This is a genomic window from uncultured Endozoicomonas sp. (genome assembly GCF_947495845.1).
Lineage (GTDB): Bacteria > Pseudomonadota > Gammaproteobacteria > Pseudomonadales > Endozoicomonadaceae > Endozoicomonas.
Genome location: NZ_CANMAO010000015.1, coordinates 53,238 through 79,017 on the forward strand (window position 1 = coordinate 53,238; position 25,780 = coordinate 79,017).

At 46.7% G+C, this 25,780-nt stretch carries 21 protein-coding genes; 7 read left to right on the top strand and 14 right to left on the bottom strand.

Annotation, left to right across the window (positions count from 1 at the left end; all coding sequences use genetic code 11):
- Nucleotides 1-96 precede the first annotated feature (96 nt).
- The 8 genes from Q1B11_RS11510 to galU all read right to left on the bottom strand — a co-directional run bounded on the left by Q1B11_RS11510 (nt 97) and on the right by galU (nt 10,180).
- On the bottom strand, nt 97-993 hold the full coding sequence (locus Q1B11_RS11510; protein WP_299732508.1) for a lysine exporter LysO family protein: 897 nt from the start codon (nt 991-993) through the stop codon (nt 97-99).
- 57 nt (nt 994-1,050) lie between these two features.
- Nucleotides 1,051-3,414 carry a DNA polymerase II gene (locus tag Q1B11_RS11515; RefSeq protein ID WP_299732511.1) on the bottom strand — a complete coding sequence of 788 codons (2,364 nt, stop codon included), beginning with the start codon at nt 3,412-3,414 and terminating at the stop codon, nt 1,051-1,053.
- A 43-nt stretch (nt 3,415-3,457) separates the two neighbouring features.
- On the bottom strand, nt 3,458-4,345 hold the full coding sequence (locus Q1B11_RS11520) for a homeobox domain-containing protein (protein ID WP_299732514.1): 888 nt from the start codon (nt 4,343-4,345) through the stop codon (nt 3,458-3,460).
- 306 nt (nt 4,346-4,651) lie between these two features.
- Nucleotides 4,652-6,235 carry an alkyl hydroperoxide reductase subunit F gene (gene ahpF / locus Q1B11_RS11525; RefSeq protein WP_299732517.1) on the bottom strand — a complete coding sequence of 528 codons (1,584 nt, stop codon included), beginning with the start codon at nt 6,233-6,235 and terminating at the stop codon, nt 4,652-4,654.
- Nucleotides 6,236-6,418: 183 nt separating this feature from the next.
- Complete coding sequence (ahpC, locus tag Q1B11_RS11530) at nt 6,419-6,988, bottom strand: alkyl hydroperoxide reductase subunit C (protein WP_299732520.1); 570 nt, start codon at nt 6,986-6,988, stop codon at nt 6,419-6,421.
- A gap of 300 nt (nt 6,989-7,288) precedes the next feature.
- Nucleotides 7,289-8,500, bottom strand: coding sequence for a glycosyl transferase (locus Q1B11_RS11535; RefSeq protein ID WP_299732523.1), 1,212 nt, complete (start codon nt 8,498-8,500; stop codon nt 7,289-7,291).
- A gap of 18 nt (nt 8,501-8,518) precedes the next feature.
- Complete coding sequence (locus Q1B11_RS11540; RefSeq protein WP_299732526.1) at nt 8,519-9,340, bottom strand: HAD-IIB family hydrolase; 822 nt, start codon at nt 9,338-9,340, stop codon at nt 8,519-8,521.
- 3 nt (nt 9,341-9,343) lie between these two features.
- Nucleotides 9,344-10,180: a UTP--glucose-1-phosphate uridylyltransferase GalU gene (galU, locus tag Q1B11_RS11545; protein WP_299732529.1), complete on the bottom strand. Its 837-nt coding sequence runs from the start codon at nt 10,178-10,180 to the stop codon at nt 9,344-9,346.
- Between the two features lie 47 nt (nt 10,181-10,227).
- Between galU and Q1B11_RS11550 the strand changes: the two genes are divergently transcribed.
- Nucleotides 10,228-11,991 (top strand): sugar phosphorylase, encoded by a 1,764-nt coding sequence (locus Q1B11_RS11550; RefSeq protein WP_299732532.1) that lies wholly within the window; start codon nt 10,228-10,230, stop codon nt 11,989-11,991.
- Nucleotides 11,992-12,035: 44 nt separating this feature from the next.
- On the opposite strand, the gene Q1B11_RS11555 is transcribed toward Q1B11_RS11550, so the two are convergent.
- From Q1B11_RS11555 to Q1B11_RS11580, 6 genes are all read right to left on the bottom strand, one after another.
- The gene (locus Q1B11_RS11555; protein WP_299732535.1) at nt 12,036-13,622 is read right to left on the bottom strand and encodes a hypothetical protein; all 1,587 of its coding nucleotides are present in this window, start codon (nt 13,620-13,622) and stop codon (nt 12,036-12,038) included.
- Nucleotides 13,623-13,882: 260 nt separating this feature from the next.
- Complete coding sequence (locus tag Q1B11_RS11560) at nt 13,883-14,653, bottom strand: SDR family NAD(P)-dependent oxidoreductase (RefSeq protein WP_299732538.1); 771 nt, start codon at nt 14,651-14,653, stop codon at nt 13,883-13,885.
- A gap of 3 nt (nt 14,654-14,656) precedes the next feature.
- Complete coding sequence (locus tag Q1B11_RS11565; RefSeq protein WP_299732541.1) at nt 14,657-15,850, bottom strand: DUF819 family protein; 1,194 nt, start codon at nt 15,848-15,850, stop codon at nt 14,657-14,659.
- 2 nt (nt 15,851-15,852) lie between these two features.
- Complete coding sequence (locus Q1B11_RS11570) at nt 15,853-17,145, bottom strand: alanine racemase (protein ID WP_299732544.1); 1,293 nt, start codon at nt 17,143-17,145, stop codon at nt 15,853-15,855.
- 228 nt (nt 17,146-17,373) lie between these two features.
- Nucleotides 17,374-18,750: a D-arabinono-1,4-lactone oxidase gene (locus Q1B11_RS11575; RefSeq protein ID WP_299732547.1), complete on the bottom strand. Its 1,377-nt coding sequence runs from the start codon at nt 18,748-18,750 to the stop codon at nt 17,374-17,376.
- An 18-nt stretch (nt 18,751-18,768) separates the two neighbouring features.
- A complete protein-coding gene (locus Q1B11_RS11580) occupies nt 18,769-19,155 on the bottom strand; it encodes a c-type cytochrome (protein ID WP_299732550.1) in 387 nt (128 codons plus the stop codon).
- Between the two features lie 400 nt (nt 19,156-19,555).
- Here Q1B11_RS11580 and Q1B11_RS11585 point away from each other — a divergent pair, with 400 nt between their 5' ends.
- The 6 genes from Q1B11_RS11585 (at nt 19,556) to map (ending at nt 25,689) form a co-directional block, all read left to right on the top strand.
- Nucleotides 19,556-21,058 (top strand): hypothetical protein, encoded by a 1,503-nt coding sequence (locus Q1B11_RS11585; protein WP_299732553.1) that lies wholly within the window; start codon nt 19,556-19,558, stop codon nt 21,056-21,058.
- 352 nt (nt 21,059-21,410) lie between these two features.
- The gene (locus Q1B11_RS11590) at nt 21,411-22,889 is read left to right on the top strand and encodes a hypothetical protein (RefSeq protein ID WP_299732556.1); all 1,479 of its coding nucleotides are present in this window, start codon (nt 21,411-21,413) and stop codon (nt 22,887-22,889) included.
- 588 nt (nt 22,890-23,477) lie between these two features.
- Nucleotides 23,478-24,041 carry a hypothetical protein gene (locus Q1B11_RS11595; protein ID WP_299732559.1) on the top strand — a complete coding sequence of 188 codons (564 nt, stop codon included), beginning with the start codon at nt 23,478-23,480 and terminating at the stop codon, nt 24,039-24,041.
- Nucleotides 24,042-24,055: 14 nt separating this feature from the next.
- Nucleotides 24,056-24,472: a hypothetical protein gene (locus tag Q1B11_RS11600; RefSeq protein WP_299732562.1), complete on the top strand. Its 417-nt coding sequence runs from the start codon at nt 24,056-24,058 to the stop codon at nt 24,470-24,472.
- Complete coding sequence (locus tag Q1B11_RS11605; RefSeq protein WP_299732565.1) at nt 24,460-24,741, top strand: hypothetical protein; 282 nt, start codon at nt 24,460-24,462, stop codon at nt 24,739-24,741. Before Q1B11_RS11600 ends, Q1B11_RS11605 begins: the two co-directional genes overlap by 13 nt.
- Nucleotides 24,742-24,894: 153 nt before the next feature.
- A complete protein-coding gene (map, locus tag Q1B11_RS11610; RefSeq protein WP_299732568.1) occupies nt 24,895-25,689 on the top strand; it encodes a type I methionyl aminopeptidase in 795 nt (264 codons plus the stop codon).
- Nucleotides 25,690-25,780 lie beyond the last annotated feature (91 nt).

A 25,780-nucleotide genomic window follows, 5' to 3' on the forward strand; every position in this document is an offset into this window, starting at 1 on the left:
TTTAAACGACTGGGTGATACATATCGAAAGCTCTTCTCATAGAACCGATATATCTTTTAATATTTTTTGAGAAAAGCGAATCAAACCAACCCACTTTCATCCCATCGCAAGAAAAAAAGGTATCAGAATTGGCCCTGCCACGCTGAGCACAAACCCACTGACAATCGCTGTGGGCACAGTCTGTGGACCACCGCTTCTCTGGATCACCGGCAGGGTGAAATCCAACGCCGTTGCGCCACCATAACCGATGGCGGACGCCGGTGTTCGCTGCATCAACATGGGTATTAAAATAATGGCGATAATTTCGCGACTAAGGTCGGCAAGAAACGCAACCGACCCCATTGCCGGACCAAGCTCTGCACTGATCAATGCACCGGAAAGCGAATACCAGCCAGTCCCTGCGGCCAGCGCCAATCCTTGATGAGTCGGTAACTCCCAAATCCACGCTGTCGCCACGCCAGCCAGCAGGCTCGTCGCAAGAACAACCGCAGCGATCATGATGCCATGGGGATTGAGTAAAATTTGCCGCAACGTCATACCCGCCGATCGTAACTGCATACCAATCAACAATAACAAAAGCATCAATACGGCATTCACCAATGTATCAACGTGAACCCCCGCCGTTGGAAAAACAACACCAACGATAACGCCGGCCAATACCACACCCGCCAACTGCAGAGATTCCAAAAACAAGGTAAAAGTAGGAATTTTCGCCTTAGCATTCTCTAAAAACAGCGATCTAAGCTTATCAACCAGGGGCAGCGCCGCCATATTGGCTACCAGGGTTAACCCGATCAACGTAGCGGTAAGAGAAAGAATGTCACCAATTTCAGCCAGCAGGTTATCCATAGCCCCCAGGCCGATACCCATCAGCCCTAGAATTAAATAAACAATCCACGACAATGATCGATCAATCAGCTTCAGCGTTGGTCGGTGATGAAGTCGAATCAGATAGCCCAGAACCAAGGGCGAAAGGATAACCAGTGTGTCCATGACAGCATCCATGAAAGTGACAGCGCAGGCTATCAAGTTGCTATGGGGGCTACAAGGTCAAAACAAACTGGATTGCGAAGAAATCATCTTATCAAAATCCAGATTAATAAAAGGCAAAATGCCATCAGCGATGGGTTTCAGCTGTTTAGTGATGTAGTGTTCGTAATCAATGGCACTGTTCAGATACTCTATGGGCTCAGGGCCATTGATCGTCATCACATAATACACAGCCCCTTTGTTTTGATATTGCAGTGGTTTACCCGCCTGACGATTTTGTTCATCTGCCAGACGCGCCGCCCGAACCTGTGGAGGCACATTTTTCACATAGTCACTTAAACGACGACGTAATCGTTTTCGATACACTAACTGCTCACTGTTTATGCCCTGTTTAACAGCGTTCACGGTTTCCTTGACGTAAGCTGTCGGGTCATTACCGGCAAATACTTGATTGAGTAGCGCTGCCTGAAAATCCCGAGCCAGGGGCGTCCAGTCAGAGCGTACGGTTTCCAACCCTTTACAGATTAACGCTTCACCTTCCGCGGTTACTTTCAGCCCGGCATAGCGTTTTTTACTGCCGGTTTCTGAACCTCGGATGGTTGGCATCAAAAAGCGTCGGTAATGGGTTTCATACTCCATCTCAAGATACGACGTTAGCCCAAAGTTTTCCTGCAATCTCTGTTGCCAACGCTGAGTAATGGTTGCCGCTAACTGCAAGCCGATGTGATCTGCATCATCGTGAGAGATATTTTCATCCAACAACACAAAGATGGAATCCGTATCACCATAAATCACCTGATGCCCAAATGCCTCAACCCACAGAGCCGTTTGTTGCATAATTTCATGGCCGCGCATGGTAATGGAGCTGGCAAGGCGAGTGTCGTAAAAACGACAGCCTCCGGAACCTAGTACACCATAAAAAGAGTTCATCAGAATCTTAATGGCTTGTGAACGAGCACTGTCTTTTTCTGCTTTGGCTTGATCGCGCTGCTGCCAGAGCCCGGTAATGATTTCTGGCAAAAAATGATTGTCTCGGGAAAAGAACGCGCCTTTAAAACCGGGAATGGCTGCCTCCGGTGCTTTCAACCCCTCAATCAGCCCCAGCGGGTCAACCTTGAACGTACGAATAATGGATGGATATAGACTTTTAAAATCCAGCACCAGTACATTGTTGTATAGCCCGGGGATGGAATCCATTACATAGCCTCCCGGAGAGGCAAGCCCACCCCCTTCTGGCAAGTTAGGCGACACATAGCCTGCACGATGGAGCTTTGGCAGATACAGGTTAGTGAAGGCCTTAACTGAGCCTCCCATACGATCCAGTTCCAGACCGGTCATTTCACTGCGCAGCCTCAAATAATCCAACAGCCGGGTTTTCTCAAAGATTTCACTGACCAGACGACAATCCTGCAGGTTATACCTTGCCAGCTTCTGCTTGTCATGAAGGAAGTCGTGGGTAATTGCGTCCATTCGGTTATCAACATCATCAACCGCTTTGCCTTTACCCAGAAGCGCTCTTGCAACGGATTCAAGACTGAAACTGTCAAAGTGCCAGGTCGCGGACTTCAAGGCATCAATACCATCAATAACGACTCGACCCGGGGTAGTCACAAAACCCTGCCCTGGCTCATTAGCACGTTCCCGCCAACTGCATGATTGACTACCACGCCCTAATGACAATGGCATTTTGTGGCGACTTGCCCGTTTTACCAGAAGACGGAAGTCAAAGTTGATCACATTCCAGCCAATGAAAATATCCGGATCGTAATCCGCCACCTGCTGGATAAGTGACTCAAGCAATGTCTGCTCATCGTCAACCCAGACAATATTGATGCCTTCGCTGATCACCTGCTCTTGCTCACCCACCATAATGACAGTATTCAGCTCATCACCATGAAGGCCAACAGAGTACAATTCACCTTTGGCCGAGCATTCAACATCCAACGACATCACCTTAAATTCAGGCTTGAAAACGTCGGGTCTTACCCGGGCATTACGGTACTCCATATACCCCTGTTTCTGAATCGGCTCACCAATGAATGCCAGAGATCCATAGGTAAAGCGTTCCATCAGATAACGGTCGTGCAGCCGTATATCTGCTTCGTAGATGGGTAATGCTTCAGAACTGAGAATTTTCTGGGCACGGACACTGCTATCAATGGTTTTGAAATAAATAGCAGTGACTGGCTTATGATTGAATGCAGCCAGTGCGACAGAACGTGAAGTAAAAGAGATCTGAGCAGAATTAAGATATTTTTCAGCCTGAAATAAAGCGGCTGTTTCAATAAAAAATACCGGGGATTGATCTTCTACATAAAGGCATACTGGCTGATCATCCGTTACCAGCCACATCTGAACCTCAGGCCGATTTCGTCGATCGCCACTTTGCCTGCTTAACAGGAAACCTTTTTGCACTTCTGCCATGCACGATGGTCATCATTTGGGTAAGTAACAAAATTATACCCTCTTACGGTGATGAAGATAACGAGTCAGACTCTTCAATGGCCTGTTTAGGTGTTTGAGACCTGGCATTATCGCTAAGAAAACCTGAATAATCAGCCTTGCCTGATTCCTCAGCACAATTAGATGGTTCCGAAATACTTGAGCATCTTGAATGATTAACAGGGCTAAACACTGTTTTTGACCTCTTATCAATCGAAAATTTCGCCCCATGAAAATCAGCTTTAAAGTCACTGCTCTGACTATTTGATGATTGATTTACCCTAGAGCACTCTCCTGATGGGCTGCCCCTGAGTTTAAGCTCTGAAGAATGGCCTGCACGCTTAGACTTCGCCCGTTTATTCCCAAACCAGTTGTTTACCTGATGTTCTGACAAACCCAACCTTTTCGCCAAAAGCTCTTTATCTTCAAGAGACGGGTATTTTTTTTCTTTAAAGCTATCTTCCAGACCCTTCAATTGATCTTTTGTAAATTGGGTTCTTGGTTGCCGTTGTCTCTTTTCCAAGGTATCAGGTATGCTAGCTGGCCAGATATCCCTCACAGCAGGCGAGAATCCAGATAAGTTATAAAGAGGCTGTGAGCCAATAGAAACTTCGGGGGGATTGAAAAAGGTACCTGCTGAGACTGCAGCCAAAGAGCGATTCGATAGCGAGTAATTAACTTGATTAATATAATTTGTTATCTTCATCCACGTGGCAACATCTTCATTTGAGAAAGGAAGCCAGGGCATTAACGTGTTTTGCACTCTAATGGGTGAAACAGCTCTTTGAGAGCCAAAAACACGAGTACTTTCGAGCTCTGGACGTTTCTTTTCCTCAGAAAGAGCATGACTCCCCCGAGAGTAAGAGGATTCGGCAGCAGCTCTAGTCAAGTTAAGGGGGGCATATGAATCCATAAAAACCTCTTATATTTCTGATAATGTTATTCAGCGTAGTCAACTATTCAAAAACAGACCTATTAATGTGATGCACCTGACCCAGAGTAACTCTGGGTCATGAAAGGCAGGGGTAAATCACGATGGCTTTATCTCTTGCGTTCACTCTCCTAATGATCGGGTACTTAGGGGATACGGCGGACTTTCTACCGCCAATAAAAAACCTCGGTAACAACAGATGACGTTTTGTTACCGAGGTCTTTTTACGCAAACCGTCGTCGTATGACGGCTAATACCGTATTAAATCAAAATTTAAAGCAGCAAAAATCAAGCTGCCTGTTGCTGCTGAGGCTCCGGCGTACGAATCAGATAATCGAATGCACCCAGTGCTGCCGTGGCTCCACCACCCATGGCAATGATGATCTGCTTATAAGGCGCAGTCGTCACATCACCGGCGGCAAAAACACCAGGCATTGACGTATCTCCCTGAGCGCCTACGATGATTTCACCTCTTGGTGTCAGTTCGAGAGAGCCTTTCAGGAACTCTGCGTTTGGCACCAGACCAATCTGAACAAAGATGCCTGCCAGTTCAACGGATTTGCTGTCGTTGGTGGCGCGATCGGTATACGTCAGGCCAGTCACCTTTTCGCCATTGCCAATCACTTCTGTGGTCATGGCTTCGGTGATGATATCAATATTGCCCATGGAGCGTGCTTTGCGTTGCAATACGTCGTCTGCACGAAGTTTGCTGTCAAATTCCAGCACAGTGACGTGCTCTACAATACCGGCCAGATCAATCGCCGCTTCGATTCCAGAGTTACCACCGCCAATCACCGCAACTCTCTTACCTTTAAACAACGGGCCATCGCAGTGTGGGCAATAGGCGACACCTTTACCACGATATTCCTGTTCGCCCGGTACATTCATTTCTCTCCAGCGGGCGCCGGTAGCGATGACCAGTGAACGGCTCTTTAACGTTGCACCACTTTCCAGTTCTACCTGAATCAGATCACCCACCTGGTCTGCTGCAACAATTTTGCTGGCACGCTGTTGCGTCATGATGTCCACATCGTAATCACGAACGTGTTCTTCCAGACTGGCTGCCAGCTTTGGGCCTTCCGTGGCTTTCACAGAGATAAAGTTTTCAATGCCGACGGTATCCATGACCTGACCACCAAAACGATCAGCGACAATACCGGTACGAATGCCTTTACGGGCACTGTAAATAGCGGCAGAAGCACCAGCAGGCCCACCACCAACCACCAGCACATCGAACGGTGCTTTTTCAGAGATTTCTGCCGCTTGTCGTTTAGCAGCGCCAGTATCCAGCTTGTTCAGAATTTCCTGCAGAGAAATACGACCCTGGGCAAACAACTCGCCGTTCATATAAACGGAAGGCACTGCCATGATTTTGCGTTCGTCCACTTCTTCCGGGAACAGTGCGCCATCAATCATTACGTTGGTAATGTTTGGGTTCAGGGCAGACATGATATTCAATGCCTGCACCACATCCGGACAGTTCTGGCAGCTCAGAGAAACGTAGGTTTCAAAACGGTAAGTGCCTTCCAATGCTTTGATCTGTTCAGCAACGGCGTCGTCTACTTTGATCGGGTGGCCGCCGCTGTGGAGGAGAGCCAGAACCAAAGAGGTAAATTCGTGCCCCATTGGCAAACCGGCAAAGCGGATTTCACTGCCTGTGGCCTCGGAGCGAACCAGCATTTGTGGACTGCGTTCACTGCTGTTGTCGAGCTTTGAGATCGACACTTTGTCGGAAAGACTGGCAATGTCGCTTGCCAGAGAATCCATTTCAGCGGATTTATTGCTGTCATCCAGAGACACTAATAATTGAACCGGCGACTTCAGGTTCTGAAGGTAACTCTGCAACTGGGTTTTCATGGTTGTATCAAGCATATGCGCCACCTTAATTATAAAATTTGAACAAAAGCAGGCTCATTCGGGTGAGCCAGAAAAACTGACCAGGCATTGTGATTGTGAAATTGGGGTTAGGAAGTTGGGTTCGGCAATCAGAATGCCTCGTCAGCCTTGAAGAGAAACACCCGGGCGATGCCCGGATGTTTGGCTAACAGTCAGCAGTTAGATTTTGCCAACCAGGTCCAGCGAAGGTGCCAGAGTCTCTTCACCTGGCTGCCATGCAGCTGGGCAAACTTCGCCGTCGTGCTCAGCAATGTACTGGGCAGCCTGCACTTTACGAACCAGGTCTGTAGCGGAGCGGCCAATGCCCAGATCGTTGGTTTCGATGGCTTTGATTTCGCCTTCCGGGTTGATCACGAAGGTGCCGCGCAGCGCCAGGCCTTCTTCTTCGATCATCACACCGAAGTTACGGGTGATGGTGCCGGTTGGATCGCCAATCATTGGGAATTTGATTTTCTGAATGGTGTCAGAAGTATCGTGCCATGCTTTGTGAGTGAAGTGAGTGTCTGTAGACACGGAGTACACTTCAACGCCCATGGACTGCAGTTTTTCGTAATGGTCAGCAACATCGCCCAGCTCAGTTGGACATACGAACGTGAAGTCTGCAGGGTAGAAGAAGACAATTGCCCACTTGCCCAGCATGGTTTCTTCGGTCATATCAACGAATTCGCCATTGTGAAAGGCAGTCGCTTTGAATGGCTTAACTTTGGTGTTGATCAGTGATTGAGTCATTTTATATACCTTCTTGGTTTCTCTTTGGGTTGTACTAAACCTTAACGTTGTACTGAATGTCTCAGTTCGTTGTAGGTAAGATTACGACCAAACCGCGAAGGGTTAAAATTAATTAAAAGAATATGCCCAATAGATTTTATTAATTGACAGATTTTCGGTTTACCGAACATAAATACAGTGTAAACCGAGGCAGCAAAAAACAATAAAATCAACATCTTAGACCCAAAGAAGAACAAAAAACAACAAACTTACAGGTATTTCATTTATCTTCAGACCCGCTGAGCGCTGAACAAAACAACTCTACATATTGTCTTCCTCAACCGCATCATAAAGTTGCTCAAGAATATCTGGCACCGCAGAGATGACTCGATTCCAACTGGGAATAAACGGCTGTTCCATCGGGCGTTCCAGAAAGTGCTGCCCGGCTTCCATGATATTTTTTGCAAACAGTTCGACCGCCCTTTCCTCACTATCACGATCCACATGCAGGCCATTCATCATGGCATCGTCGTAATAGGATTCAATAAAATCCAAAGCAACCCGGTAATAAGTTGCCTTAATTGTCCGAAAGGTTTCGGTGTTAAACTGTACGCCGTTAGTCGCCAGTTTTCGAAAGACCGCTTTGATGATGTCATGGCTCATTTTGGAGAGGCCCTGCTTTACATCATCTTCCGATAACGGTTGGTGCTTGTGGTCGTAGATATCGGCAATATCCACCTGACACAATCGTTTACTGGAGTAGTTACGTTTCACCTCAGAAAGCACGCCAATCTCCAGCCCCCAGTCACTGGGAATGCGAATATCATTAAAGACGCTGGTGCGCATGGAAAATTCCCCCGCCAGCGGGTAACGGAAGCTGTCTAAATACTCCAGATACTCCATGGGTCCGAGAATCTTTTTCAACGCTCTCAATAGCGGTGTCACCAATAGACGACTGACCCTGCCGTTCAATTTATGGTCGGCGATTCGGGCATAATATCCTTTGCAAAAGTCATAGCTGAATGAAGGGTTAGCCACTGGATACAGCAGTTTTGCCAACAGATCCCGTTTATAGGTCACAATGTCACAGTCGTGTAATGCCACCGCTTCCGATTTAGCGGAAGCCAACACATAACCATAACAGTACCAGACATTTCGTCCTTTACCCGGCTCTCTTGGCGCCAACCCTTTGCTGGCCAACAGTTCATCGACTTTGCGCAGACGAGGGCCATCCTGCCAGAGAATCCGGTGATGCTGATCCAGCCGGGCAAAAAAGTCACGGGCATTGGCATACTGTTTCTGGTCAGCACGATCAAGGCCAATCACTATTTCCGAGAGGTAACGAACCTTACTTAATTCATCAACAATATTGCCAAGGGCAGAGCCTTCCAACTCTGAGTACAGAGACGGCAACACCAACGACATCGGTCGTTGACTGGAAAAAGCCTGAAGCTCGCGTTCCATATCTTCTGTGCTGCGTACGCGCAAGTTGTGAAAGTTGGTAATAATGCCATTTTGATAAAAGTCGCCCATGACTAACCGTCCTATATCTTAATAAATATGTTTTTGAATCAATGTTTGAATCGCTTCATTCCAACCTTTGGAACCTGTGTTTGTGGTTTCAATTCCCTTGCTAAGATGCCGTATATCTGGCGCCGCACCATGTTCAGAACGAATCAGCACCGGGTAATCCACTGCTTCCAGCATTGGTTGGTCATTCATACCATCCCCAAGGCCGATGGTCTTCCAATAGGTATCGGGATAAGCAGACTGAAATCGCTGCAACAGACTTAACAACGCCTGACCTTTATTGCCTTTACCGGAGACATGATAAAACCGCCCGCCTCTGGTTAAGTACAAGCCTTCATCGTTTAACAATTGCTTAAATTGTGTCAGTGCTTTTTCAGTATCCATCCAGATTAAAGGCTCACTGGCCTTACGATTCATTGCCTGTGTTGCTGCCACTTCTGAAAGGCCGGTGAGTTCAACAACGTTATTCACTGTCAGATCACCAAATCCCTGAAACCGAAAACCGTTCTGCTGTCGAATATTGATTAACCATCGACGTATATGCCGGTAAGGCAAACCATGGAAGAAATGGGTTGTTTCTGTGTCCTGTTGGTTAGGGAAATAATCGCCAGGCACGGTTGTCACCATGCCATTTTCAGTAATGAAAGGATGTTTGAGATCCAGCTCCCGCTGTAAGGCAACCACTTCCGGCAAGGTTTTACTGGTGTTTATAATCACCGGAATATCATGGCCTGCCAATAATTTCAGCGCCGCTTCGGCACCTTCCCAGCCATAAGAATCGTGATCCAGCAACGTGCCATCCAGATCCGTGAACACCAGCCACTTCTCGCCGTTAGACTTCATAAATTAGCGAGCCTGTTGTTCAAGTCGTTTCTGATAAATGCGGTTAGTGGCTTCGACAAAACCCTCAATACTGCCACAGTCAAAACGATTGCCTTTGAACTTACAGGCGATCACACAACCTTTTCTGGCTTGAGTGAGAATGGCATCGGTTAATTGCACTTCGCCGTTTTTTCCAGGTTCGGTTTCGTCGATGATGTCGAAAATATCCGGCGTTAATACATAACGACCAATCACAGCCAGATTACTTGGCGCATCCGCAGGTGCCGGCTTTTCCACCATATCCGTGACGCGGATTAAATGGTCATCCAACGCTTCACCGGCAATGACACCGTATTTTTCCGTTTCTTCTGCCGGCACTTCCTGCACCGCCAGAATGGTGCAGCGAAACTGTTTATAGAGATTCACCAACTGCGCCATCACCAGGGCGCCTTCATCGTTGGTGCAAAGATCATCCGCCAGAATCACCCCAAAAGGCTGATCACCAATTAACGTTTTTCCGCAGGCAATGGCATGACCCAGCCCCAGCATCTGATTCTGTCGTGTATAAGAAAAAGTACAGGCCGCCATGACATCGCGAATAGACGACAATTTTTCTTCTTTGCCACTACCGGCGATTTCTGCTTCCAGCTCGTAATTAATATCGAAGTGATCCGGTATGGCTCGTTTGTTGCGGCCATTCACAAAACCCAAATCCGTCAACCCTGCTTCCATGGCTTCTTCCACGGCATATTGGATCAGGGGTTTGTCCACGATGGGCAGCATCTCCTTGGGCATGGACTTGGTGGCCGGTAAAAAACGAGTGCCATAACCGGCAACGGGAAACAGACATTTACTAATCAATGGAGCATTCCTTTTTTAACCATTTGCCCCAAAACAATGCACGACTTGTGCCAACCAACACTGGTACGGATTCTGCTTTCATTATTCAAGGAATAACCGGGGGTTACATTGTGCAAAGCATTCCACAAGCATTCATAGAGATTCACCAGCGCCTGTCCAGCCTGCTCAAGCTTCCTTATGGAGAGAGGAGCGACGATCTGGCCAGTGTCATTGTTCGCCGGGTGGAGCACTTTATGGCGACTTCCCCAACACCCGCACAGCCCGTCTGGTCTGAGCGTGATGTTTTTCTGATCACTTACGGCGACAGCCTGACAGACGGCGATCGTCCACCACTTCAGGTGTTAAAAGACTTTCTGGATCAACAGCTGGAGGGCCTAATATCCACCGTTCATATTCTTCCATACTTCCCTTACAGCTCAGACGATGGCTTTTCGGTGATTGATTATCTGCAGGTGAACCCAACGCTTGGGGATTGGGACGATATTCTTGCCATAAGCGACAATTTTCGTTTGATGTCGGATCTGGTGATTAACCACATCTCCCGGGAAAGCCTCTGGTTTGCCGATTTTGTCGGCGGCAATCAGCCTGGTCGTGACTACTTTATTGAAGAAAATCCGGACACCAATGTGTCCATGGTCACACGCCCCCGGAACTCACCTCTGCTGGTGCCTATTCAAACCCGGCGAGGCACCCGACATGTGTGGGCAACCTTCAGTGAAGACCAGATCGACCTGAACTTCCGAAACCCGGACGTTCTGATTTCCATGATCGATATTGTGCTTTTCTATCTCAGCAAAGGCACCAGTGTAGTGCGGCTGGATGCCATTGCTTTTTTATGGAAAGAATTAAATACATCCTGTGTACACCTGCCCGAGACCCACGCCATTGTGAAAGCAATCCGCCTGATTATGGAAGAAGTCTGCCCTGGTGCACTGCTTTTGACTGAAACCAACGTTCCTGATCCTGAGAATTTCAGCTACTTTGGCAACGGCGATGAAGCCCATGTGGTGTATCAGTTTGCTCTGCCACCGCTGGTGCTTCATGCACTGAATCGGGGCACAGAAAAACATCTGGTGCGCTGGGCTAGTGCATTACCGGATTTTCCAGAAGGTTGTACGGTACTGAATTTCACCGCTTCCCATGATGGTATTGGTTTGCGATCTCTGGAAGGGGTAGTTCCGGATAGCGATGTTGCCGAGCTGGTAGACAGTATGCACCGCTTTGGCGGCTTTGTAAGCATGCGCTCCATGCCGGATAACGGTGAAGAACCGTACGAGATTAATATTTCATTATTTGACGCCATGAAAGGCACTCGTCGTGGAGAAGATCAGTGGCAGGTTCAACGGTTTCTTTGCGCACAAATTATTATGCTGGGCATGAAAGGCATTCCTGCACTGTATATTCATAGCCTGCTGGCAACACCCAATGACATTTCGGGCCTTGAACGGTCTGGGCGTACTCGTTCTATCAATCGTCGGAAATGGGAAATGGATGAACTGATGCCAGAGCTTGATAACCCGTCATCCATTCAAGGGCTGATTTTCAATACGTTGAAAGATATTCTTGAGATTCGACAAAATGAACCGTGCTTTCATCCTGATGCCACTCAAGCTATTTTGCACATAAAAACGGGGATTTTTGCTTTCAACAGAAAGTCGACAGGGGGAAGATCCCTGACGGCAATTCATAATATGACCGCTAATCCTATTGAATTAAGTAACAGCCAGATTATAAATAAGTTAAACCTTTTACCCCACAACCAGAAGAAACCAAGCTTAATAGAACCCTATCAATCATTATGGTTAGTCTGAATAAGAGTTGTTAATATCATGCATGCAATCAATTAATCCTAAAATCATGCCAACTGCTGCAGCCTCTCAGAATCATCCAACCGGAACTGGCTCCTGCAGTAATTTTGCACCTCAACAATCTGCAGAATGGTTTGTAAAATATCCTTTATATTGTCTGATTCTTTCGGATTACTTGGGTCACGACTCTGACGGTATTCAGAGATGCGATGATAATGCTGATGCAGTTTTTTTGCATATTCTTCATATTGTTTTTGCTTTTCCGAAAATTGAGCAACCTCACCAGGAATAATCAGGCCTCCCGTTTCAAGGTCAATTATCTTCCCTGACTTCATTAGTTTCTCAAGTGCTTGCAAGGTATGTTTTTTAATATCCCGAGCCCCCCCTTGCTGATTATATTGACCGTTTGCTTCATGAATAGCCTTGTCCAGCTCAAACGCAAAGTCCTGCTCACCGTATTTTTGATTTAACTCTTTTCCTCTTTTATACGCTGCATTATTATGTTCCCTCAAAATGGAAAAAGCCTGTTCAGGCGTAAATCTCCCTTGTTTGACCAAGGCGCTACTGCCAGCCAAATTCGCTTGCTTGGTATTTTCATACTCTCTATTCTGAAAATTTGCACTTTGACGGGCACGCTGGTTTTCTATGCATACTTTAACAAATTCCACCTTGGCAATCTTTTCAGCATTGATATCACCTTTTGCCTTATAACTATGCGCATCGTTCATCAATTTAAGCAGATTTTCTTTTTTACTCTGAACAGCCATCAATAGCCTGATTTCGCACATGAAAACATTTTTATAACTAAATGTGAGTTTTTCTGAGTCTGTCACATTAAATTTTGAAAATCGCTCATTTACTAAACCTACAATATTCTCATCTAAAATCGTCTGAGAAAATTGCCCGAAAGCTTGCTTATTTTCGGTAAAATCATCACCGTGTGAAAAGAAATTCTGCTGAATAACGTTAGCAACTTGAGACGGTTTAATATCAACGGCACCATATTGATTTGCGCTATCAGTGGTTAACGTGGTGCTGCTAGCAGTAATAGTGGATGCTTCTTTTTTTGCCACTTTCCGATGTGCAGATTCAGCTTCAGGCTTGTCATTGTGTGACCTTGTCAGCGAATTGAGTGTATTTTCACTACTTGCTGAAACAGCGCCGGTTGACGCTCTACCTGATGCCAAATTGCGCCCCGAAGGTTTAACTAATTCAGGAGTCCGCTTTACGAATGTTTCAGAAACAGGGGAAGCCTCTGGTGATACCTTCTCTTGTTGCACTTTCTCAGCTGGCACAGAGCTCTGTAATGAAGCGGGTGTACTTGCAACCTTTTCTGGTACTTGCCGAGTCTGAAGTGAGCGAACACTTGGTAATTCAGCAGACCCGCCAACCAATGCAGCTTTTCGTTCTTTGATCGGTACATGTTTGATAAGCTCTTGCCCAGCCCACGTAATCTTTCCACCGAATTTATCAATGTAGTTCGTTGCATCCGCAACCGTTACCTTATACTGACCGACTGCGCCTGAAAAGACTGCACCGACTGCACGGAAAAATCGTTCAACAACGTTTTTATCATTGTTCGAATGCCAAGAATAGGAGGCTGACTGATAAAAATTAAGTGGGATACCGTCCATTATGACTACTCCAGTGAATAAAACTTTTCTAAACCAAAGATTCAAAATCTCTAAAATAATGGATCAGATATGGACTTAGTCAATCTGCAAAGTAGCCAATACTGCTCTATTTCCCAGACTCATCACAAACTTTAAACACAGCTTATTGAAAACCAAAAGAAAATATAATAACAATCAAGTCAGCATTACTAACAAATTCATAAAATCGTTAAAATTGATTATGAAAACACAAAAATAGAAAGAAATATTGAATAGCGCCATCAATAATCAGATGGCACACTTTTACTTAAAAGGTACCCAGTGATCGACTTGGGAAGCAGTAACGCGAGCCTGATCAAGCTGCCGGTAATAAAAGGAAATAAATAATCCGCCCGTTCCCTTTTCATCGCCTTGATAATGTGCCTTGCAGCGACTGTTTCACTGATTTCAAAAGGGGCTGGTATGCCATCTTCAGCCACCCGTTCCGTCGCCACAAACCCCGGATAGGCTGACACAAACCTGAGCCCAAAAGGTTTTAACTCAATCCGGCAGGTATCCATCAAAATCCGACAAGCTGCTTTTGCTGCAGAATACGGCCCCTGCATGGGCAAGCCCAAAAATCCAGCCAGAGAGTTAGTATGGGCAATAAGACCTCCACCCTGCGATTTCATTTGAGCAATGAGCGGCATAAGAAAATTCACCATGGTGGCGTAATTCAAATCCATATTACCCAAAACATCATCAACGCCGGTTTTGCTCATATTAAACGCTGGGCCATCGCCAACATTTAATAACGCCGCATCAATACGGCCAAATTCTGTAATCCCTTGCGAAACAGCGGCTTCAGCTTGCTCTTTACTCAAAGCATCGCCGGCCACCAGCAACACCTTCGACCCTGTTGCAAGAATATCTTCTGCCAGGGATTCCAGTTGATCTTTGCGACGGGCAAAAATGATCAGCCGATTATTCTTCCCAGCCAGCTGCAGGGCGACACGACGACCAATGCCGGAGGAAGCTCCGGCAATAAGGATGGTTTTATTCCAGAGAATCACCGGTTATAAACCCAATAAATAGCGAGTACTGTAGGCCACCAGCACGCCTAAGTAGTTTCCAAGGGCGTAACCAATAATGGCCGCAGCAAAACCGGGCAACATGATTTCACGATTTTTAAGCACACCGGCAATCACCGGAATAAACGGCACCGACATAATAGCTGCAGAAGATGTGATCATGAAGGTATCAATATCAATCTTCAGCATTTTGCAGATAATGGCCTGAATCACCATGGAGCCCAGCAAGATAAAACCAATGTAGGCGAACAAATCGTAATTCAGCTCTGCCAGCATACGTACATCGGTCATAGAACCCATGGCAAAACAGAACACCAGAATCAGATACATGCCCGCCTGAAAACTGTTGGTCAGTTTACGGATAAAAGGAATAAAAGAACCCATCAATCCAAACGTGGTGATACTGACAATGGTGGCCACCGATGACACAGACTCCGGCAACAGCGAAGAAAAGCCAAGCGCAAGGCCAACAGCCACACCGGAAAAGACGATAGCCAACAATGTTTGTGGGAATGCTTTTAATTTGACCAGTGACTTATAGCTATTGGCGGTTTCATCGGCCATGTGCGCCATTTCGTTTTCAGATTCTTCTCCCTGCCCCGCTTTGCTCGAAGAAAATGGGCGCAGGAATAGACCAAAAATGGATTTGGCGATGGTCATCACAAAAATCAGATAGATCGCCGACAGCAATATATCGTAGGTGTTCATGGTGATGAAAATATTCTGATCAGCTTCAATGGCAGTTTTGATGGCCGCCATGTTCACACCACCACCGGTGTAAGCGCCGACGGACATACCCGCAATCTGCCAGATATTTTCGCCCAGAGCATCCTTGAAGAGAAAGGCACCTGCCACCGTGACAATCACCACGGCAACCACCGCAACCACCATGCTTTTCATGGTATCACCCGCCATTCTCATGGAGTGCTTCACATTAATAGAGAACAACAATAATGGCAGAGCAAGGGCAATAGAGATTTCCGTCAGGCTGATCTGAGCCGCGGTTAGATCACCGCCAGAAAACAATGCGGGTAAATCCAGAAAACCGCTGAGCGCAATACCCAGGCCAAAGGACAACACCACTACGCCCAGTTTATCCAGAATCTTGATGCGCTGGCAGAGAATAATAAGCAACGCCGGCATCAACAGGCAGGCAAGAACAGCAACAATTACTGGCACGATTAACTCCTAATTCCGGCTTCCGGATTTATTGTCTTTTTTGTATTGAGAGTTTTATTAAAATGTTTATTTAAAGCTTCATTGGCGCCTGCATCAGGGCATTGTTCAGGATAATGAAACACTGACCAATATTCCTTGATTTCACCTTTATCCATAACGGCCAATTCCCCGAACTGTAACAACAGTGCTTCACTTTGGGTTGGTCGGAAAAACATAAAATCATCTCGTTGAATGGGATGATTCACCGCCACCTCGTACAGTTCCTGATTACTGGAATGCCCTAACAAATCAGCCCGTTTACTTTTTTCAGGATAACAAGGCGACGCTAGCCAGTTACCACCATAAATAAACAATCCACGCTTTGGCGAAAGGCCCATCTTTCTCAACAATGCCGAAAGCTCCGACGCCATTGGCAGGCTGGGGTTAGAGACATCTTTTAATATTGGAGTAGCAATAAACGCCGCCGGTTCCAGGTGATCCAATGTGTATACGTCAAAGTCTGTGGGTTTTACCAACGCCGAAGCGGTGGCCAGTTCATTCACGACACCTTGCTCTTTATACAGAGGAAAGGTGGTGCTGCCGCCGGCGTTAAGACAGAGATCTTTGACAACATCATGACCAAACCGGTCGGAGATTTGCCGAACAAAATCCTGATACCGCGCCATCGCCTTTCGAAACGCTTTGGCGGGCCCACCGAGAAAACCAGGGATTTTGGTGATGTGGGCTTCATAACCCATTAAGCCAGACAGGGTTAAATGAGCACTGTCTTGTAGTAAACCAAGGGCTTGATCAAAGGATTGCGGATTTTCAAAGCCGCCCCGATTCAGGCCTACATTGATTTCCAAATTGATGCGCAGTTGCAGATCATGCTGTTTGGCAAAGTGTTCGTATTCCTGCAGGCGCTCAACAGAATCCACCAGCCACTGCAATTGAGATTGTTGATCAAATGCGCCTTGGGCACTGAGATACCATTGATAAAAAGCGTTCACTGCACTGATGGGCATGGGTTTTCCCAACAACACATCGGCCTCTGGAATTTCTTTAGCCACCTGAATCAAAAAAGGGATATGAAAACTCATCAACCGTCGGGTTCCCGTGCGCTCCATAATGTAGCGAAGCATGGGAATAGACGGCAATGATTTGGCAACGATGCGATAATCAAAACCACGATCGATCACTGACTTCAGATGGTCAATATTCTGATCCAGCCGCTGTTTATCGATGACCAATGTTGGCTGGCAGATGCCGGAGTTTTTCAGGACCTTATCCAGATTCTGAAAATAGCGTTCATGCATTTAAGGCCTCGTCATTATTGTTATTAGCCTTGTTGTAAGTGATTTCTCGTTCCCATGCTTTGAGGTTGTCGCAAAAACCCTGGTTCCCATGCTTTGCGTGGGAACCCATACTGTATCCCCTTGAAAATTTTGGGGTATGCATTCCCACGCGGAGCATGGGAACGAGAAGTATGGGGTTTCGCGACAACCTCGCTTTGCGTGGGAACGAGGTCTGACTCCTGAAAAATGTCAGACAAACAAACTCTTCAGGTAAGGATTCAGGAACTTACCATTTGGGTCCAGTTCTTTACGAATCGCTTTGAACTCATTCCACTTCGGATAGAGTTTGGAAAAGTCCTGCGCCGTCAGAGTATTCAGCTTACCCCAATGTGGACGACCATGGTATTTTTTCAGAATCGGCTCAATGGCTTTGAAAAAGTCCTGATAATCTTCTTCGAAGAAACGGTGCACGGCAATAGAGAACGTTTCCCGCTGATAGAATGGGCTCATCCAGATATCGTCGCTTTTCACATAACGGCACTCGAAGGGGAAGAAGACTTCGGGGAAATTGTTTTCCAGAACTTCACGAATTTCTTTTAGCGCCTTCAGGCCATTTTCCCGGGGCAGATGGTATTCCATCTCGTTAAAACGCACGTTACGATCGCTGGCATAGTTCTTCCAGGAACTTTCGATCACCACTTCGTCATCAATAGTTTTCATATACGTGCTGAGTATCAGCTCACGCAGGGCTGGTGACCAGCTCAGTAAATCCCGTGCCAGTTTCAGATCATTGGCACCATCATTAGTGTCGAGTCTGTCCGTGGAGGCGATGGGTTCATTGGTGTAGTTATGAACATCGGTCCACCCCATGCCGGTGAACGGAATGTAATAAAATTCAAAGTTACGGTTGTTGTCCGCCATGGATTCAGCCACTTCCATGATTTCATCAAACTCCCGCCACACGGTTTCCCGCTTCAAGCGATAAGGCGCCTCATTTTGAATGGTGGCTTTGGTGACAACACCCAATGCGCCCATGGAGACTTTAGCCGCTTGGAAGATCTCCGGATTTTCATCGTCACTGCACTGAAGTATGTCGCCATTGGCTGTCACTAGCTCGAGACCTTTAACCGTGGTTGGCATACAACCAATGCCAGCGCCGGTACCGTGGGTGGCTGTCGCCAGGCACCCGGCAAGGGATTGCTGATCGATATCCGGCATATTAATCATCGCCTGCCCAATATCTTCAAGAGGCTGACCAATAGCACCAAGGCGAGTACCACCATATAAGGTTGCCTGCAGTTTTTCCGCATCATGGCTTATCAATCCGGATAAACGACCAAGTGAGATTAATACATCATCCGTCGGCACCAGGGCGCTGAAGGAATGACCTGAACCGACGGGACGAACAACACCTGTCGCTGAAGTGATAATCTCCTGAAGTTCTGCAACCGTTGCTGGTGCAGTTCTGAATTCTGGTAAACAACTCTGGGAGCCAGACCAGTTACTCCAGGGGATACGGCGTTTCTGTCCTTTAGCCGTGGCTTCAGCAAAACTGATCGCCGGGGAAATAGCTTCCGCTGCGGCGACGGTTAACAGTGACATTAAAAAGTGCCGACGATTCAACATGGTGCTTTCCTTTTATTATTATTCTGCAGACGTGGCCGGAATCGCCGGTGCCGCCATAAAGGTGATCAGTGCTTCAAACTCGTCAACGTCACAATCCATGCACATACCAAAAGGCGGCATACCACCGGAACCGTTAATAACGCTGTCCAATAATGCATCCATGCCTTTATCCATTCGAACCTGCCAACCCTGGCTGTCGCCGGTCAGTGGTGCGCCAGTGCCTTCCAGCGTGTGACAGGTTTTACAGCTACGATCGTAGATCGCTGAGAGCTGAGGATCATGGGGTTGAATCTGGCTGGACAAGGCAGGATCAAAGGTTGTTTGTTCTGTAGGATCACAGCCAGTCAACATGACAAAAAGAAGGAGAATACTCGCCTGGTATTTTAATGCTCGTTGTAAACACATGGAGAACAGCACTCATCTTATTTTTATTAGTATTCACAGGGAAGCTAGGTATCCGTCCCCCGTCTTTTAAACAGAACTATAGTACAAGATTAATTTCAGGAAAACCCTTTACGTCGATTCATTAAGGAACTGTCCCTGAATATTTTCAAAGCTCAGAGCAGCGCTTTCCGTTTACCGTTATCCGTAAAAGCAAAAGCAGCAAGGCTTTTTCGGATAACGGATAACGGTTAAAGATGAAAGTTATTTTGTAACCGTTCCTACCTAAATGTACTACCGGCCCCCCCCATAAAACCGAACATTTTTCTCAATTATATTTGAACCAACCATCTTCATTACGGTCAATGAGTAGCATGCCCCGTTACATGTATAACTACTTGCACTGATCAATCAGGTGTCTTAAATGAAGCGCTTCCATAACTACAGTTTGGCTATATTCAGCCTGCTAATATCCGTACTCAGTTTTTCCATACTGGCAGCCTCGCAACCCTCTTTACTCTCTGTTCTCCCCGCTTCTTTATCCGGAGAGGGGGGGCAGTTAAATATCAACCTATCGGACAAAACAGAGATCGAGCGGGAGTACATCAAATATTTTTACCTGCGCGGCGAGCGGGATAGTGACCTGCTACTGTCAACGATTGATCGACTTCATCACAGCGTGAGAGCGCTGACTAACATTACGTCCGAGCTTGAAAAAATGTCCGATGAAGCCAACTTTCAACCGGTTCCTATTAACGACTTCCTTGGCCAGATTCGAGCCTACAAACAGGAAGCGGCTTTATTTATGGATGACGTTGAAACCCTTGAGCATTATCCCACCTTAAGAGATGACATCACCATCACTGTTGATAGTCAGGTGGATTTGCGCCCGCTGGCAGATCACTATCGAACGACCATCAATAACCTGAATCACCGAACAGCAGCCCTGCCCTTCAATATCATTTTACCCAACGGCATTTTTCACCAACAAACCGGTATTGACAGTAGCCAGCTGAAAGGGATGACGCTCTTCACCTCGCAACAAATTGCGGATATGAAACGCAACGTCATGCAACTCAGGGCCATGAGAACTGAAGACAAACGTGTGATCGATGAAGGCATCAACCGTTTTACCAAAAATGCTCTGGAAACCTATGTGGACAGTTTCGGTCGCTCCGAGCGTTATCGTACCGGTCATGACGATGAAGGTCGGGCGCGTGCCAAAGATATGTTGATCGAAGCGTTTTGGGCTCGTTCTTACATTCGTGCAACCTACGGCATTCAAATTGGTACTATTCCGGTTGAATACAGCAAACGCATTTTCAATCTGGATTTCTATCTCAGTGATATGACCATTGGTGCCAACCCCACCTACGATCAGAACAAATTAACTCACTATGCCAACCTTGCCAAAGAAGCACTCACCACTTTCGAACAAGAAAGGGCCGTGAGCAAGAAATGGACCTCCGTCAGTGCCTGGCTTACCTGGGTATCCGGTCGGGGCAATGAGTATGCCACCAAATACTTTATTCTTGCCCTGATCAGAAAGGACATCGAAGAAGAGCTGGCATTAAGCCGCTCGGGCGGTCTCCGAGTGGTTCGTAATGGCTATCGTCGGCATTATCTGGCAACTGATCAGGAGCGCAGAATCTTCGAAGGAAAAGCCAGGCAGGTGTTTGGTCATTACCCTGATTCCCACATAGCGGATAACAACACTATCGATGAAGATATCGACGATGAAGATATTGAAGAAGATGTTGCCATGATTGAGGCAGGCACACTAAAGGGCTCCATAGCGCTTTCCATCAACGCACTTGAAAACCAAGAAAACCGACTGGAAGAAGCCAAAAAACTGCAAGGTGTGATTGATTTACTCTCCAGAGACAATGCTACGGCCCAGCGTCGTAAAAAAAGACAAGCGTTCTAACCAGTGCTTAGGAATTGGCCTTGAAAAATCTACCCTTTCCCGTTCACCCTGAGCGAAGTCGAAGGGTAGTGCCCACGGACTTCGACAAGCTCAGCCCGAACGGGGTTTTGTTTGTCGAAATACGGAAATACTTTCAGGTCAGGTTCTCAGGGTTTGTTGATGCTTCATTAGGAGCGTCGTAATTCAAAAAGACGCCAATAGAATCAAAAGTAGAGCCATAGCCATGCATCCTGTGATATCAAACTTGATGTTACCGCGTCCAAGCCGGTTAGCAGGACTGGCTTTATTCTGTACCTTATGCTCGTTAAAGCTGATGGCTTACGATAATTTCTGCGTTCAACAATCGTTTCCCATGGCACGTCATAGCCAGATATGTCCGGGAAACATCATCCCTGCACACAAAACCAGAAACTTCATCTCTGAAGGCCTTTGGTGCACCCAGAATGCCGGTCTGCATGTGCGACAAGCAGAAGACTTTGATGAAGAAGCCTGGCTTGATCTAAAAAACATCAGTCGTCATGAAGCCGCCGAACAACTGAGAGAACAAGCTGCCCCCTTCTGGTCTGGAACGTTGGAGTATACGACACAGCTTGTCTGGGACTGGCAGGATTGTCAGCTGATTACGGACAGTAGTATCTGTGGTATTGATGTGGACTGTGATACAGACTCTGAAGGAAACACATTCTGCACCACTTCACCAAGGACTTGTTTCGCTGATGTCACTATTCACGAAAAAACCTACTGCAGCCCGAGCCAACTGGAGTTTGATGTAACGTTTCTAAAGAAGGAGTTTGCAAACTGGAACCCTGAGATTGCAGGATATATTGATCGACTGGCCAATGGTTACGACTTGTTACCCGGGGAAGAGGAGCCTGTTACGGTCAAAAATAAAAGTGCCACACATTATAGTTGGCTCACCCCGGCATTGGCCATTGAGGATCCCAAAAACGATTACTCTATTCATCAAGCAGTCCATAACCAGACAGCGGAAAGCCTATCCTGCCGTGTTAACGGCCATGATAAAATCAGCTTCACGGTAACAACTGAACACCGCATAGCCTCATTTTCCCCTAATGCTTTAAGCTTGCCCAAGGCTTACGACAATGAGCCAATATCCCCCATAGTCTGGCAATCGGCAATGGGGCTGAACGCCGCTAGAGAAGAAAAGGGCTTTCCCGAATTCGTCAGGGTTCAAGATCTCTCAGCCGCCGCACTCAACGAAGTGTCAGAAGATGTTTCCCAAAAACTGAAAAATGTCGTTATTCGTGTTCAATTATACGAGCCGTCCTTCTTTGGAGAGAGGTTGAAATCAACTATCTATATCGATGAAGCCAAAGGTATACAGCAAACTCTGAACGCTATCTCCAGTGACCAGAAAATCCGCCGTTCGACCCTGTGGGAATTTAAACTGAAGAATGGCGATTACCCTGAGAAAAACCTTTACCGAACTCTGGTGCCATCCATTGCCTACTACCCTGGCAAGATCTTCTTGTCCGATGATGGTCTCAGCTATGATGACCATCTGGCGCCAGATACGGAATACACCCTGAAGCTGACGGTTTACCAGAAAAACATGCCCTTTTATCATCAGTCCTGTGACGTCAACCCAAATGCCTGGTACTGCAGCGCATGGTATTTCCTCTGGGATATCTTCAGCCCCGGCTGGCAGGAAGACTATTACTTTTCCCAGAAGAGTCTGGATCTCAAGTTTCGTTCAAACCCAAATGTTGATGAAAGAACGTGGCTGTCGAGTTTTTGGCAGGTTACACGGTACGCTCAGGTTGCCATACCAATAGGCGCTATTGCATTCTCTGTTCTGGCCTTTATTTAATCTTACGCCATAGTCATCAAAGGTATTCGTTTAACACATTGCTGAAAGATTCATCAACAACCACTAAAACCGGTAAGATGTTAGGGGGCGTTACCAACTGGTCATACAACCAGCCACCCATGATTTGCGCCAGGCAAGGCACGAGCTGCGCTGTGTGGTTATTCCACATAAGCAGCGAGTAACGCTGTATGGCGCAAATCATGGGTGGCCCTTCGGGTTGGTTATACAAACACTCATGCTGCGTTGAACGATTTGAACAGGGAACCACCATGTCCTGCATCGTTCGCCTTTATGCCCTTTGGGTATTACCTGAGTGTTTGTATAACCAACTGGCTGGATGACCAGTTGGTAGCGCCCCCTAGGAGGCTGACCGAGAATAGCGCCCGTCGCGAGGATGGTAGAAAATTGAGGATAAAAAATCTGTTTTGTGAAGTGGATAGTGGTGCTATTTGCTGAACAAAACAGATTTTTTAGGCCAATTTACTACCACCGCAGTAGGGCAACCTATTCTCGGTCAGCCTCCTAGGGTCTATTGACTATTATTGTTAAGTGCAATGGGTCTAAATAACGGTCAGGGAAGACACGTTTATGAGCAAGATTGGGGCAAATCTGGCGGTAACATCAAGCAGCATTGATAACTTAAAAAACGAAAATATTGGAAAAACAGCGGATAAGCGCAAAGTTACCCTGCATAAGGCCACACGGTATCTGGCTTCCATAATAAAATCACTGCCGAAGCTCTTATCGAGTTATAAAATCTCATCTATCGCAGTAAAAACACCCAAACTGCAACCGCCCACAACGCAGGGATCCCGTATTGCCGACAACACGGCTATGCAGCAACAAACAACCCTTCAAGCACTGAACATCAGGAAGATGACCGCCGAACCAGCTACACTCGATGCACTTCCCACTAATAACACCCCGAGCATTCCATCAAAAGATGTCAACACCTCAATTGAAACCATCCATCACAATCAGAACAGCATTACTGTAAATACTACTAGGGACACAGCGGAGCTATATCACTCAGAATCACCAACCACCATCGGCTCAGCCGACCTCGAAAGCCACACTATACCGATGGATAAAATCATCAACATCACCCTAAACGAGCCCTCTAAACCAATTCACTGGGAACCAAGGTTGTAGATGCAGCCCAGAATATGGTTGGCAAATATCAATGGGGGTTTCCAGCAGTGAACGCCCACGGTAAGGAGAATGGTCTACAGGAACTGGTGCAAAATGACACCCCTATCACCAAAGATTCAAAACTTAATTGTTGGGAAGGGGTTTTACAGGCAGGAATGGAAAGCGGCGTATTACCAAAGGATAAGCTTGTTAACTGGCTGATAGACAACGAAGCCATGGACATTGACTTTACTTATACAGAAAAAATCACCGAACTTTTTGGCATGTCGGAATCCCAACCTTTATCGGACACGGTTGCGGAACGGGGGATATTCTGCTTTTTTATGGCAACTCACATCTTGCTCTCTCTGCAGGCGGCGACACTATGCTGCATTTACCCAACTACGGTGTGTTTGAACAGAAATCTGTTACAGCGTTTATGGATTCAGTAAAGGAACATGATGGAAATCATGCCCAACTTCTAAAAAACATGGCAGAAACTGTTCAGGACGTTTCCGACTTAAGATCGAACGATGAACTCTACAACAAAATATGTGATTACTCAGAAGCAGCAAGAGCAAAACGAATTTCTCCAGGAATGTACGCTCTAACGAAATCAAGAGCTTTGGCTGCCGCTTCAGAAATGGAAAAGCAATTAGAGGTCAGGGTCATCAAAAACCCGTGGGGGAAGATGCGAGCGCTGCTGGACAAGCCTGTCTAGGAAGCGTGTCGTACTTTCGCGAAAAAAACCGACAGGCTCCTCGCAGAACCATAGACGCACGTTGAATAGGTAAGGATCGAATACTTTCTTAAGGGTTTCTGATAAGCTATATCAATTACCCTATTCGCATTTTATAAGCACGACACAACAGACATGAATGTAACCATCAAAACTCCGGAAGATATTGAAAAGATGCGCATTGCCGGCCGTCTGGCTGCTGAAGTGCTCGAAATGATTGGTCCTTACGTGAAGCCCGGTGTTTCAACCGGTGAGCTGGATCGCCTCTGCCATGACCATATCGTCAATGTACAAAAAGCCATTCCTGCACCACTCAACTACGGTGCCGCACCCGGTCGTCCAGGCTTTCCAAAGTCTATCTGTACGTCCATCAACCAAGTGGTTTGTCACGGTATTCCCAGCGATAAGAAAATCCTGAAAAGTGGTGATGTGCTCAATATTGATATCACGGTCATCAAAGATGGTTGGCATGGCGACACCAGTAAAATGTTCCTTGTTGGCGATGTTCAGCCTTTTAACGAGCGTCTGGTACAAGTGACTCAGGAATGTCTCTATCTGGGCATTGAACAAGTAAAACCCGGTAATCGCCTGAGAGACATTGGTCGTGTTATTGCCAACCACGCCCATGCCAATCATTTCTCCGTGGTTGAAGAGTACTGCGGTCATGGTATCGGCCAAGTGTTCCATGAAGATCCACAGGTCATCCACTACGAAGGCTACAACGATAAGAATGATTGTGTACTGCAAGAAGGCATGACTTTCACTATTGAGCCCATGATCAATGCCGGTAAAAAAGGCACCAAACTTCTGGGTGATGGCTGGACAGCTGTAACTAAAGATCGTCGCCCTTCGGCTCAGTGGGAACATACCATTGTTGTCACAGCCACTGGTTGTGAAGTTCTGACTAAGCGGGCTGAAGAATCTTTTTAGCATCGTATTTTTACGGCAACTGCAACAGACGCTGGTTGCCGTACTCTCTTTTCCTCAAACCATCTCCCTAAGTCCAGCCCTCAAACGCCTC

Coding starts and splice junctions, on each gene's coding strand:
- Q1B11_RS11510 (WP_299732508.1), bottom strand. CDS start 993: ATGGACACACTGGTTATCCTTTCGCCCTTGGTTCTGGGCTATCTGATT.
- Q1B11_RS11515 (WP_299732511.1), bottom strand. CDS start 3,414: ATGGCAGAAGTGCAAAAAGGTTTCCTGTTAAGCAGGCAAAGTGGCGAT.
- Q1B11_RS11520 (WP_299732514.1), bottom strand. CDS start 4,345: ATGGATTCATATGCCCCCCTTAACTTGACTAGAGCTGCTGCCGAATCC.
- ahpF (WP_299732517.1), bottom strand. CDS start 6,235: ATGCTTGATACAACCATGAAAACCCAGTTGCAGAGTTACCTTCAGAAC.
- ahpC (WP_299732520.1), bottom strand. CDS start 6,988: ATGACTCAATCACTGATCAACACCAAAGTTAAGCCATTCAAAGCGACT.
- Q1B11_RS11535 (WP_299732523.1), bottom strand. CDS start 8,500: ATGGGCGACTTTTATCAAAATGGCATTATTACCAACTTTCACAACTTG.
- Q1B11_RS11540 (WP_299732526.1), bottom strand. CDS start 9,340: ATGAAGTCTAACGGCGAGAAGTGGCTGGTGTTCACGGATCTGGATGGC.
- Q1B11_RS11555 (WP_299732535.1), bottom strand. CDS start 13,622: ATGGACGGTATCCCACTTAATTTTTATCAGTCAGCCTCCTATTCTTGG.
- Q1B11_RS11570 (WP_299732544.1), bottom strand. CDS start 17,145: ATGCATGAACGCTATTTTCAGAATCTGGATAAGGTCCTGAAAAACTCC.
- Q1B11_RS11575 (WP_299732547.1), bottom strand. CDS start 18,750: ATGTTGAATCGTCGGCACTTTTTAATGTCACTGTTAACCGTCGCCGCA.
- Q1B11_RS11580 (WP_299732550.1), bottom strand. CDS start 19,155: ATGTGTTTACAACGAGCATTAAAATACCAGGCGAGTATTCTCCTTCTT.
- Q1B11_RS11585 (WP_299732553.1), top strand. CDS start 19,556: ATGAAGCGCTTCCATAACTACAGTTTGGCTATATTCAGCCTGCTAATA.
- Q1B11_RS11590 (WP_299732556.1), top strand. CDS start 21,411: ATGGCACGTCATAGCCAGATATGTCCGGGAAACATCATCCCTGCACAC.
- Q1B11_RS11595 (WP_299732559.1), top strand. CDS start 23,478: ATGAGCAAGATTGGGGCAAATCTGGCGGTAACATCAAGCAGCATTGAT.
- Q1B11_RS11600 (WP_299732562.1), top strand. CDS start 24,056: ATGGTTGGCAAATATCAATGGGGGTTTCCAGCAGTGAACGCCCACGGT.
- Q1B11_RS11605 (WP_299732565.1), top strand. CDS start 24,460: ATGGATTCAGTAAAGGAACATGATGGAAATCATGCCCAACTTCTAAAA.
- map (WP_299732568.1), top strand. CDS start 24,895: ATGAATGTAACCATCAAAACTCCGGAAGATATTGAAAAGATGCGCATT.